General features: G+C 71.8%; 10 protein-coding genes and 1 tRNA gene. 7 read left to right on the top strand and 4 right to left on the bottom strand.

The genetic code is table 11. The annotated features are described in order from the left end of the window. Nucleotides 1–74 precede the first annotated feature (74 nt). Entirely contained in the window at nt 75–761 is a 687-nt protein-coding gene (gene tsaA, locus AC5YDV_RS02515) for a tRNA (N6-threonylcarbamoyladenosine(37)-N6)-methyltransferase TrmO (RefSeq protein WP_496181965.1), read from the bottom strand. Between the two features lie 257 nt (nt 762–1018). On the opposite strand from tsaA, the gene phoH2 reads away from it, so the two are divergent. Both phoH2 and AC5YDV_RS02505 read left to right on the top strand, forming a co-directional pair. Next, nucleotides 1019–2362 carry an RNA 5'-3' helicase PhoH2 gene (phoH2, locus tag AC5YDV_RS02510; protein WP_496181966.1) on the top strand — a complete coding sequence of 448 codons (1344 nt, stop codon included), beginning with the start codon at nt 1019–1021 and terminating at the stop codon, nt 2360–2362. 20 nt (nt 2363–2382) lie between these two features. Further along, nucleotides 2383–2943 (top strand): DUF4245 domain-containing protein, encoded by a 561-nt coding sequence (locus tag AC5YDV_RS02505; RefSeq protein ID WP_496181967.1) that lies wholly within the window; start codon nt 2383–2385, stop codon nt 2941–2943. Nucleotides 2944–3038: 95 nt separating this feature from the next. Here AC5YDV_RS02505 and AC5YDV_RS02500 read toward each other — a convergent pair whose 3' ends face one another. Both AC5YDV_RS02500 and AC5YDV_RS02495 read right to left on the bottom strand, forming a co-directional pair. Further along, complete coding sequence (locus tag AC5YDV_RS02500) at nt 3039–4643, bottom strand: SH3 domain-containing protein (RefSeq protein WP_496181968.1); 1605 nt, start codon at nt 4641–4643, stop codon at nt 3039–3041. A 151-nt stretch (nt 4644–4794) separates the two neighbouring features. Then, the gene (locus AC5YDV_RS02495) at nt 4795–5406 is read right to left on the bottom strand and encodes a hypothetical protein (protein ID WP_496181969.1); all 612 of its coding nucleotides are present in this window, start codon (nt 5404–5406) and stop codon (nt 4795–4797) included. A 37-nt stretch (nt 5407–5443) separates the two neighbouring features. Here AC5YDV_RS02495 and AC5YDV_RS02490 point away from each other — a divergent pair. After that, nucleotides 5444–5516: transfer RNA gene (locus AC5YDV_RS02490), tRNA-Lys, on the top strand. Nucleotides 5517–5533: 17 nt separating this feature from the next. Here AC5YDV_RS02490 and AC5YDV_RS02485 read toward each other — a convergent pair. Further along, nucleotides 5534–6049: a hypothetical protein gene (locus AC5YDV_RS02485; protein ID WP_496181970.1), complete on the bottom strand. Its 516-nt coding sequence runs from the start codon at nt 6047–6049 to the stop codon at nt 5534–5536. 118 nt (nt 6050–6167) lie between these two features. Between AC5YDV_RS02485 and AC5YDV_RS02480 the strand changes: the two genes are divergently transcribed. The 4 genes from AC5YDV_RS02480 (at nt 6168) to AC5YDV_RS02465 (ending at nt 11196) form a co-directional block, all read left to right on the top strand. Beyond that, nucleotides 6168–6338 carry a hypothetical protein gene (locus AC5YDV_RS02480; RefSeq protein WP_496181971.1) on the top strand — a complete coding sequence of 57 codons (171 nt, stop codon included), beginning with the start codon at nt 6168–6170 and terminating at the stop codon, nt 6336–6338. A 29-nt stretch (nt 6339–6367) separates the two neighbouring features. Further along, on the top strand, nt 6368–9199 hold the full coding sequence (locus AC5YDV_RS02475) for a helix-turn-helix transcriptional regulator (RefSeq protein WP_496181972.1): 2832 nt from the start codon (nt 6368–6370) through the stop codon (nt 9197–9199). Nucleotides 9200–9299: 100 nt separating this feature from the next. Next, entirely contained in the window at nt 9300–10178 is an 879-nt protein-coding gene (locus AC5YDV_RS02470; RefSeq protein WP_496181973.1) for a fructose bisphosphate aldolase, read from the top strand. 76 nt (nt 10179–10254) lie between these two features. Next, nucleotides 10255–11196, top strand: a complete 942-nt coding sequence (locus AC5YDV_RS02465) for an NHL repeat-containing protein (RefSeq protein ID WP_496181974.1) — start codon at nt 10255–10257, stop codon at nt 11194–11196. Nucleotides 11197–11198 lie beyond the last annotated feature (2 nt).

Genomic DNA, 11198 nt, shown 5'->3' with positions numbered 1-11198 from the left:
TCGGTGATGGTGATCGTCCACTCGGGGCGGGTCGCTCCAAGGCACTGAGCGGAGCCGCCCAAGTGAGTGCCCACTCACTGGTCGATCGCCATCACCTCGACGACGTGAAGCACTCCGTCGGCGACCCGGAACCGGACGTTGAGGCCGGCAAACGTCACCCCGTGGACCCGCTCAGGGTCGCGCTGGTGGGCCGGACGCGGGTCCTGGGCCAGGATGCCGAGCAGGGCCTCCCGCTTGTCAGGGGGCACCTGCGTGGCGAGTGCAGGAGGAAGGTCCACGTCGAGCTCGTAGTCCGCGTTGGTCGCCGTGAAGCCCAAGCGCGCATCCGGGTGGCAGTCCGCGGCGACGTAGGGCTTGATGTCGTAGATCGGCGTGCCGTCCATGAGGTCCGCGCCGCCGACGACGAGTTCCGGGGCGCCCGCGGCGTCGGACTCGATCGCGAGCAGCCGCACGGACGACAGGCCCAATCCGTTGGGGCGGAACGGAGACCGCGACGCGAACACCCCGACCCGGGTGCCACCCCCCAACCGCGGCGGCCGGACGACCGGCGACCACCCCTCGCGCACGACGGCCGAGAACCCCCAGACCAGCCAGACATGGGAGAACCCCTCGAGGCCGCGCACGGCGTCGGGAGTGCGGAACTCGGGGACGAACACGATCCGGGCGCGCAACTCGGGCACCAACCCGGCCTGGCGCGGGATGCCGAACTTCGCGGGGAAGTCGGTGCGCGCGAACGCCACCGGCCGGATCTCGTGGTTCATGGCCCGCATTCTGCCAAGGCGCTGACCCACCTCGCCGACCTCGCGCTCCTGGGGCACCGTGGATGAACTTTCGCTGAACATCGCCGTGTCGGCCTTGATCCCGCCGACGTCACGCTTACTGTCGGCCTCAGGACACCACCGACTGGTGGCCTCGAGAGGATTCCGATGAGACTCCTTCCCCGATCACGGGACGCCCTCGGCTGAACCACACGGACAGGCCGGGTGGTGGTCATCCGGCCCTGACGCAAAGGACCGACGTGACCGACATCGCCGCCGACGCCCGGACCAGCACCGCGACGAGCGCCCCCGCCACACTGCGGACGTACGTCATCGACACCTCGGTGTTGCTGTCCGACCCGAACGCCCTCATGTACTTCGCCGAGCACCAGGTGGTCGTGCCCCTGGTGGTCGTCACGGAGCTGGAGGGCAAGCGCCACCACCCCGAGCTGGGCTTCTTCGCCCGCAAGGCGTTGCGCTTCCTGGACGACCTGCGCGTCACCTACGGACGCCTCGACGCGCCGGTCAAGGTCAACGACCAGGGCGGGGTCGTCCACGTCGAGCTGAACCACACCGATGTGGAGCGCCTCCCGGCCGGTTTCCGCCTGGGCGACAACGACTCACGCATCCTGGCCGTCGCGGTGAACTTCGCCCACGAGGGCCGCGACGTCGTCCTCGTGACCAAGGACCTGCCGTTGCGCGTCAAGGCCGCCGCCGTGGGGCTCGCCGCGGAGGAGTACCGCCACGAGATGCCCCCTGATTCCGGCTGGACCGGCATGAGCTCCCTCGACCTCACCCCCGAGGCCATGGACGAGCTGTACGACACCGGCGTGACGGCGGTCGTCGAGGCGGTCGATCTGCCGGTCCACACCGGTGTCGTCCTGAAGGGCGGCGGTTCGACGGCGCTGGCCCGCGTCCATCCGGACAAGTCGCTGCACCTGATCAAGACCGACCGGGACGCCTTCGGCCTGCACGGGCGTTCGGCCGAGCAGCGGGTCGCCCTCGACCTCCTCCTCGACCCGTCCGTGGGCATCGTCAGCCTCGGCGGACGGGCCGGAACCGGCAAGTCGGCCCTGGCGCTGGCGTCCGGCCTGGAGGCGGTCATGGAGCGCCGGCAGCACGACAGGGTGATCGTGTTCCGCCCGCTGTACGCCGTGGGCGGCCAGGAGCTCGGGTTCCTGCCCGGCACCGAACACGAGAAGATGTCGCCCTGGGGGCAGGCGGTCTACGACACCTTGGGGTCGGTCGTCCACAAGAACGTGATGGACGAGATCGTCGCCCGCGAGGTCATCGAGGTGCTGCCCCTGACGCACATCCGCGGTCGGAGCCTGCACAACGCGTTCGTGATCGTGGACGAGGCCCAGTCGCTGGAGCGCAACGTCCTGCTCACGGTGCTGAGCCGCATCGGGCAGAACTCGAAGGTCGTCCTCACCCATGACGTGGCCCAGCGCGACAACCTCCGCGTCGGCCGTCACGACGGGATCGCCGCGGTCGTGGAGAAGCTGAAGGGCAACCCGCTGTTCGGCCACGTCACCCTGACCCGCTCGGAGCGCTCGCCCATCGCGGCCCTCGTCACGGACATGCTGGAGGACATCAGCTTCTGACGCATGGGACAATGGCCCCCATGGCCACCACCAAGAAGCGCCCGAACCCCACGGTCCTGCACATGCTCGTGGCCATGGCGGTCCTGTTCGTCCCCGTGATCGCGATCTCGATGCTGTTCACGCGCAACCCCCCGCCGCCGGTCACGGCGATCGACTGGGCGCCGGTGGTGCGCCAAGCGGCGTCCGAGGCCGACTACGAGGTGCTGGCCCCGGGGAACCTGCCCGAGGGCTGGATCGCGACGCGGGCCCGCTTCATCCCGACCGGGAGCCGCGCGATCGGGGGTGACACCGCCATCGGGGACACGCTCCAGCTCGGCTTCCTCAGCCCGGAGCAGCGCTATGTCGCGGTCGACCAGCGTGACGTGGCGCCCGACCAGTTCGTCGGCGTCGTGACGCGCAACGGGCGGGTCGAGGGCAGCTCGGACGCGCTGGGCCGCACCTGGCAGCGCATGGTGTCCGAGGACGGGCGCACGCGCTCGCTGGTCGCCCGGGGCGAGGACGCCGTCACGATCGTGTCCGGCGACCTGTCGTACGAGGCCCTTGATGCCTTCGCCACGACGCTGGAGCCGGTGCGCCCCTGAGCTCAGATGCATTTCCGGGACAGCATTTTCCCAAGGATCCTCGGGGAAATGCTGTCCCGGAAATGCACACGCGCCAGGCTTGGTTCAGCCTTGATTCAGTCGCGGAACGAGATGTGCACGTGGTCCAGGTGGTTGGCCGTGGCCGACCCACGGTCCTCCATCGGACGCCACCCGCGCTCGGGGTAGGACGCGTTGAAGGTCTGCTGGCGCCAGATGATGTAGGTGACGTTGTACCGCTGCGCGTTGGCGGCGAAGTAGCGCGCGATGGCCCACCCGTAGTCCTGGCCCGACTGCGTGGACCAGTTGGAGATCATCACGTCGATCGCCCGGCCGTTGGGGTGGTCGGACGAGTAGTCGCTCGAGGGACGGTAGCCGCCGATGGTCCGGACCAGGGGGTAGTTGTCGAGCACGTACTGGACGGCCGTCTTCGCGTTGCCGTTCAGCCGGTCGTACCCCGGCAGCGAGACCGAGGTGTTCGGCGCGGACGACGTGGGGGAGGACGTCCCGGGGTCGACGGTCGTGGTGTAGGGCTTGTAGACCCATCGGGCCGCGCCGTTGAAGATCACCTGCAGGCGGTCGCCCTCCACGGTGCCGGTGGTGGGGAGCTTGGTGCCGCGGTACACGGTGCCCACCACGGTCCCGCTCGCGGACGACGTCGCCCGGACGTACAGGGAGCCGACGTTCACCCAGACCGCCCCGCTCGCCAGGGGCACGGACGCGCTGGGCGCCGGCGCGCCGGAGGTCGTGTACGGCTTGTAGACCCAGGCGGCGACCCCGTTGTGGATCACCTGGATGCGCGAGTTCGCCTCGGCGCCCGTGGTCTGCAGCGTGGCGCCGCGGTAGACGGTGCCGACGATCCGCCCGTCCGATGCGGAGGTGGCACGGACGTACAGCGCGCCGACGTTCACCTGGACCGTGCCCTGGGCCACGGGGGCCGGAGCCGGGGTCGGCGCGCTCGTCGTGACGGCCGTGGTGTAGCGGGTGGCGATCCAGCGGTTCTGGCCGGACCAGATGATCTCGGTGTAGTCGGCGGTCGTCTGTCCGGTGGTGTCGACGACCGAGTTGGCCGGCAGGACCCCGGTGTAGGAGTAGGCGGTGCTGCCGCCGGTGCGGAGGTACAGGTTCGCCGTCGTCCGTATCTGGCCCGCGGGCTTGCTCGCGGTGGGGGTGCCGGTCGTCAGGTAGTTGCTCGAGATCCAGCGGGCCTGCCCGGACCAGATGACCTCGGTCCACCCCCCCGACGTCTTCCCCGTCGTCGGGAGGGTGGAACCCTTGGGGGCCACGCCGACGGCGGCGTAGCTCGTTCCGGGGCCGGTCCGCACGTTCACACCGGCCGTCGTCGTGGCTTGGCCGGACGCCGTGGGTGCGGCCCCGCCGGTCGACAGCGGCACGGCTGGCGCCGCCGACTCGGTCGCCTTGAGGTAGTTCTTGTAGACCCAGCCGGTCACGCCCTTGGCGGTGGTGACCTCGTACCAGCCTCCGGAGATCTTGCCGGAGGCGGTGACAGGCTCGGACGGGGCCAGGACGGCGATGACGCCGTTGGCGGTGCCGGGGCCGGACCGCATGTTCACCCAGGTGGTGGCGGTCATGGTCGTCGTGGCGTTGGCGACGCCCGCGATGACCAGTCCGGTGGTGCCCAGCATCGCGAGGGCGACGCAGCCGCCCACGACCGCGTTCGTCAATCGGCCGGCACGCTTCATGGGTCCCCCTCCTGAGTCCTGTCCGTCGCTGGACGTTCCCTGAGGACGCGCTGGACGGCAAGCGTCAGTAGATGCCGACCAACACGGGCGTGGCAAGCGGATTGACGGGGAACCCTGAGAAACCTGAAGGCGAGGTCGAGAGTGGGCAGGCTCAACCCTCGACCCAGGAGTCGTCCAGGTCGGCCACCCAGGACGACGCGGAGCCGCGACTCGTCTCCGGCAGCCAGCCGGACCGGAGGTCGGCGTCGGGGACGACGACGGTGCCGCACAGCGCGGCCGTCCGAGCGAGGAGGTCGGGATCGGCCAGCTCGATCGGGAGGGTGGTCACCCGACCGGTGCGGTGGTTGGCGCGCAGCGTCCCGAGCAGTCCGAAGCCGAAATCGGGGGCGACCAGGACGAGGGGCCGGGATCGCGTCCGGGCGGAGTCGAGGAGGGACAGGATGAGCCGCTCGTCCTCGAGTGGGGCGTCCGTGACGACCACGATGGGGTTCCGGACGGCGGCGACCCCGCGCTGCGGGTGGGTCAGGAACTCCCGGTCCGCCAGCCCGCCGGGCAGGGTCGGTTCAGGGCCCCGCGAGGACAGGAGCGCGGCCAGGTCGGCGTCAGGGAGGACGTCGTTCGGGGTCTGGGCCTGGAGGTCCTCCTCCGTCGTGGACCCCTCGGACTCCTCCCTGGCGCGGCGTCGGTCCCACCACCAGCCCAGGCCGATGACCAACACGCCGAGGACCAGCAGGACCGGGATGCCCCATGCCGGAGGGTTCATGCCGCCAGCCTAGGCGGCGGTAGACTCACCCGTCGCGGGGCCTATAGCTCAACTGGCAGAGCAGCGGACTTTTAATCCGCGGGTTCTGGGTTCGATCCCCAGTGGGCCCACCCTGAGCGGGGACCAGTCAGTCGCAGTTGCCGCACAGCCCGGTGGTCGTGAGTTCCAGGAAGCACCGCGGGCAGTACTTGGGCGTCGGCTCGGCGCGCGGCGGCGTCCGTTGGGCGGCGGGCTGGCGGGGCGCGCGGGTGGACGCCCGGGGCGTCCGAGCCGGCTTCGCGGCCGCGCTGGTGGACGGCCGCAAACCGAACGTGGACAGCGCGATGCCGGGCCAGTCCGGCGAGCACTCCTCGTTCACCCAGGGCTTCGGGAACGTCACGTAACCGGGGGCGATGATCATGACGACGCGGTCCTGCGCGTCGACGCACCGGACGTAGGCGCCATTGCCGGTGCGGCTGAAGCGGACCGCACCGACGCGCGCGAGGTGACGCTGCAGGATCTGGGTGTCCGCCTCCGACCAGTGCCGGTTCCACGCGAGCGCCTCGGCGTGGGTCATCGTGATGCGTCCCGCGGCGGCGAGGGAGGCCCGCAGGCGATCGAGTTCCTTGGCGTCCGGACGGCTGGCTGCGGGTTGGGAGGTCATGCCCCCGAGCCTACGCACTCAGTCGCTCGGGTCCCACTGAGGTAGCCGACACGGACGGGCGCACAAATAGGACATCCACCCCATGCGGGGCCCTACCTCAGGCACGCACCATCCCAGCATGAACATCTTCCCGACCCCCGATGCCAAGACCATGACCGACGAGCAGGTGCGCCGCCTCGAAGAGGGTGGCCTGATCCCGCCGCGGCTGCTCCGCCGGACCTCGACGGAGATCCTGTCGGCCGCCGTCCGCGCGGCCGCCGAGCAATTGGTGCACCGACGCGCGGCTTGAGCATCGCCGTGGCGGTCATAATCGAGGTCATGGAACCCAGACCGTTCATCGGTCGTGACGATGAGGTCGCCCGCTTGCTGGACGCCGTCGGCGTCGAGTCGGGCGCCGGCGGCCTCGCGGTCGTGTCCGGGGACGCGGGCATCGGCAAGACCCGCGTCCTGGGCCGCGTCGCCGACGAGGCCCGCGCCCGCGGCTGGGCGGTGGCGGTGGGCCACTGCGTCGGCCAGTCGGGCTTCGCCATGCCCTACCTGCCCGCCACCGAGCTGATGCTCGGCCTCCACGTCGAACTGCCCGAACCCGTCGAGGCCGAGGTCGCCACCCACCCGGCGCTGGCCCAGCTCCTGCCCGGGCTCTCCCCGCGCCCTGCCGACTCCTCCTCGGCGCAGGCGCTTGCGGAGGCCGTCCACGCCTGCCTGACGCGGGCGGCGTCCGAGCGCCCGGTGCTGGCCGTCGTCGAGGACGTGCACTGGGCCGACCACAGCACCCGCGACCTGCTCACCGTGCTGCTGACGCGTGGGTTCCGAGCGCCCGTGGGGCTGGTGGTCAGCTACCGGTCGGACGACCTCCACCGCGGGCACCCGCTGCACGACACGCTTCCGGTGTGGACGCGCCTGCCGGCGGTCTCACGGGTCGAGGTGGGCCCGATGCCGGACGCCTCCATCCGGGCCCTGATCAGGGGTGGGACGAGCCGGGCCCGCATCGACCAGGTCGTCTCCCGCGCCGAGGGCAACCCGTTCTTCGCCGAGGAACTGGCGGCCAGCGATTCGGACCTGCTCGCCGAGAGCCTCGGCGTCGTCCTGCGGTCCCGGGTCGACCAGCTCGGTCCGGACGCCCAGCGCGTGGTGCAGGTGGTGGCCGTGGCCGGGTCGGAGGCGTCCCACGACATCGTCGCCGCCGTGGCGGGACTCGGGGAGGAGACCCTGGACGCCGCGCTCGCCGAGGCCGTGGAACACAAGATCCTGACGCCGGGGTCGTCGGCCGGTTACACCTTCCGACACGCGCTCCTGGGGGAGGCGATCCGCGAGTCGCTGCTCCCCGGCCAGCGCATCCGGCTGCACCGCGCGCTCGCCATGGCGCTGGGGGAGCGACCGGGGCACCCGCCGGCCGAACTGGCGCGGCACGCCGCGGGGAGCGGTGACCTCGCGACGGCGGTCGAGGCGTCCCGCCGGGCCGGCGAGGAGGCCCTGCGCATGGGAGGCCCGCGCGAGGCGCTCGCCCACTTCGAGGCGGCGATGAGCTGGCTCGGACAGGACGACCCCGCGCAGGACGAGCTGGTCCTGCTGGCGGCCGACGCGGCCCTCGCCGCGGGGGAGGAACGCCGGGCCGGCCAGCACATCGCCGACCGGCTGGCCCACCCGGGGCTGGCCACACCCGGCGAGCGTCGCGCCCGGCTGCTGGCCGCCTACGTCGAGTACGGCCGTCACTCCATCTTCGACGGGAGCCTCGTGGAGGCGGCCCGCGAGGCCGTCCGGATCACCGAGGGGCGGACGGATCTGGTCCGCCTCGAGGCGCTGCGTGCCCTCACCGAGGCGCTCCTCGACCAGCGGGAGTGGGACGCCGGCGCCACGGTGGGCGAGGAGGCGCTGACCCTGGCGCGGCACCTCGGCCGGGACGAGGCTGCCGCCAGCCTCCGTGCGATCCTGGCGGGCGGGCTGGACGGCGACCCCGAAGCCACGCGGGCGAAGCTCGACCAGGTCCTGGCGGACTCACCACCGGAGCGGGCGCGTGTCCGGGTCCTCCTGCGACGCGGACTCCTCGACGTGCGGGCGGGCAACCTGGAGGCCGCCCTGCCGTTCCTTGACGAGGGGGCCCGCCTCGCCCTGCGGATCGGCCGCGTGTGGGCTCCCTTCGAGGCCTCGTGCCGGCTGCTGGCCGCCCAGTGCTGCTTCGAGCTCGGACGCCTCGACGATGCGCTGCGCCGCCTCGACTTCCCTGAAGGGGTGGAACCCGAACCCATGGCGTCCCTCGTCCGCGCCACCCGGTACCAGGTTCTGGCGGTGCGGGACGACGAGCCACCCGCAGCGTTGTACGAGGACTCGCGCGTCGCGTGGCACCGGGACGCGCTCGTCGGCCTCCGCGCCCTGCAGGGCCGCATGGAGTACCTGGGCCGGCGCGGACGGTTCAGCGAAGGCGTCGCGCTGGCCCGCGAACTCGCCGCCGAGATCGATCGCCAGTGGGGTCCGGGTGACGACTGCAACGTGCGGATCTCGGCGTTGGCCGTCGGGCTGCTGGCCGACGCGGCGGCGTCCGCCACGCGGGCGGAGCGCGTCCGCGCGGCCGACGAGGTGGCGCACTGGCGCCGGCGCAGCGACGCCAGCATGCCGGACCAGGGTGCCGAGGGTCCCGAGGGCGTGGCCTGGCGGGCACGGCTGGCCGCCGAGGCCCTGCGGTTCGCCTGGCGCGCCGGGGACGCCGTCCAACCCGAGGCCCTGGTGGCGGCGTGGCGGGAGACGGTGCGGCTGTTCGAGGCGTACGCGAACGTGTACGAACTCGGCCGGGTCCGGCTGAGGCTGGCCGGCGTCCTGCTCGCCACCGGTGACGCCCGCGAGGCGCGCGACCTGCTGGACGCCGTCCGCACGACGGCGGACGCCCTTCCCTCGCGGCCCCTCGCCGGCGACGTGGACGCGCTGGCGTCGTCGGCGGGGCAGCGCGCGCACGCCGGGGCGTCCGAGTTGACCGCGCGCGAGGCCGAGGTCCTGGCGCTGCTGGCCGATGGCCGGAGCAACGGGGACATCGCCCAGAGCCTGTTCATCTCGCGCAAGACCGCGAGCGTGCACGTGTCGAACATCATCGCCAAGCTCGCCGCGACGTCGCGTGGGGACGCGGTGGCCCGCGCCCGCGAGGCCGGGTTGCTGGGGTGAGCCGAGGGCCTTCGCGCCCTTGCGAGATGGGTGACAATGGAGGTGAAACCCGGGCGTCCGGATCCGCCGACCGCCCGGATCGGTGGTCCCGGGAGGTGCCATGAACGAGCAGATGTTCACCAAGATGAAGGATGCACCGGGGTTCGTGGCTGCGCTCGACCAGAGCGGCGGCAGCACCCCGAAGGCGCTCAAGCTGTACGGCGTCGAGAGCTGGGCCGACGACGCCGAGATGTTCGACCGCGTCCACGAGATGCGCTCGCGCATCATGATGAGCCCGAGCTTCGACGGGGACCGCATCCTGGGCGCCATCCTCTTCGAGGACACCCTCCGCCGGGAGGTCGCCGGACGCCCCACCGCTGACTACCTGTGGAACGTCAAGGGCATCGTGCCGATCCTCAAGGTCGACAAGGGCCTGGCCGAGCACGAGTCGGGCGCCCGTCTGATGAAGCCCATGGACGACCTGGACGTCCTGTTGCCGCAAGCCCTGGAGCAGGGTGTCTTCGCCACCAAGATGCGCTCCGTGGTCGAGGAGCCGGGTGCCGGGCTGGCCGCCGTCGTCGCGCAGCAGTTCGACATCGGACGCCACATCTTCGCGGCCGGGCTCGTGCCCATCCTGGAGCCGGAGGTCGACATCCACAGCCCGCTGAAGGCCGAGGCCGAGGAGCAACTCCACGACGCGCTCCTGTCCGGGTTGGACGCGCTGGGCGACGACGAGGTGGTCATGCTCAAGCTCACGCTCCCCGAGACCGACGACCTGTACCGCGACGTGATCGAGCACCCGAAGGTGCTGCGCGTGTTCGCCCTGTCGGGTGGCTACACGCGCGCCGAGGCCAACGAGCGCCTGGCCCGCCAACACGGCATGACGGCGAGCTTCTCGCGGGCCTTGACCGAGGGGCTGCACCGGGACCTCTCGGACGAGGAGTTCAACGCCGTGCTCGACGCCTCCATCGCCAGCATCTACGCCGCGTCGACGACCTGAGGAGCCCTGGCCGGGGACCATTGACGACCACGACCGGGCGCGGTTAGCGTCGAACCCTTCGAGGAAGGGACTCACGATGCACTTCCGCCGCCCACTGGTCCGCACCCTCGCCGCGCTCGCGGCCTCCGTCCTGCTCGCCGGAGTTTCCACCCCTGCGGTGGCCGCGCCCGGCCCGCGCCAGGCCTTCCCGGATCGGCTCGCCCTGCCGGACGGGTTCCGCCCGGAGGGCATCGCCATCCGGGGGGTGACGGCCTTCTTCGGGTCGCTCGCCGACGGCGACGTCTACGCGGTCGATCTGGTCAGCGGCGAGGGTAAGCTCGTCAGCGAGGGGTCGGGCACTCCCTCGGTGGGCCTCAAGGCCGACAACCGCGGCAGGCTCTTCATCGCGGGCGGTTCGTCGGGTGACGCCCGGGTGGTCGACTCCCGGTCCGGCGACGTCCTGGCCACGTACGACCTGACCGACGAGGTCGCCTTCATCAACGACGTCGTGCTGACCCGCGACATGGCCTGGTTCACGGACTCCCGCAATGAGCGGCTGTACGGGCTCCCGCTGGCACCGAACGGCGCGCTGCCGGACGCCAGTCAGGTCGTCGACCTCCCGCTGGGTGGGGCGTACGTGCACGTCGCGGGCTTCAACCTGAACGGGATCACCCAGACCCCCGACGGGTCGGCGCTGCTGGCGGTGCAGTCGGCCACCGGAGTGCTGTACCGGATCGACCCGGACACCGGCGACGCCACCGTCGTCGACCTGGGCGGGGCCGGCCTGCCGTTCGGCGACGGCATGCTGCTGGTCGGACGCACCCTGTACGTCGTGCAGAACCAGCTCAACCAGGTGGCCGTCGTCCACCTCGACCGAGCCGGCACCGCCGGGACGGTCGCGGACGTGAAGACCAGCGCGGACTTCGACGTGCCGACCACCATCGCGGCGCACGGCGACGGGCTGTACCTGCCCAACGCCCGGTTCAACACCCCGCCGACGTCGGACACCGAGTACTGGGTCACCCGTCTCGACCGCTGACG

This window comes from Propioniciclava sp. LT432 (assembly GCF_059515965.1).
Note: the sequence above shows the minus strand (reverse complement) of the source record. Positions and strands in the feature narration are given on the sequence as shown.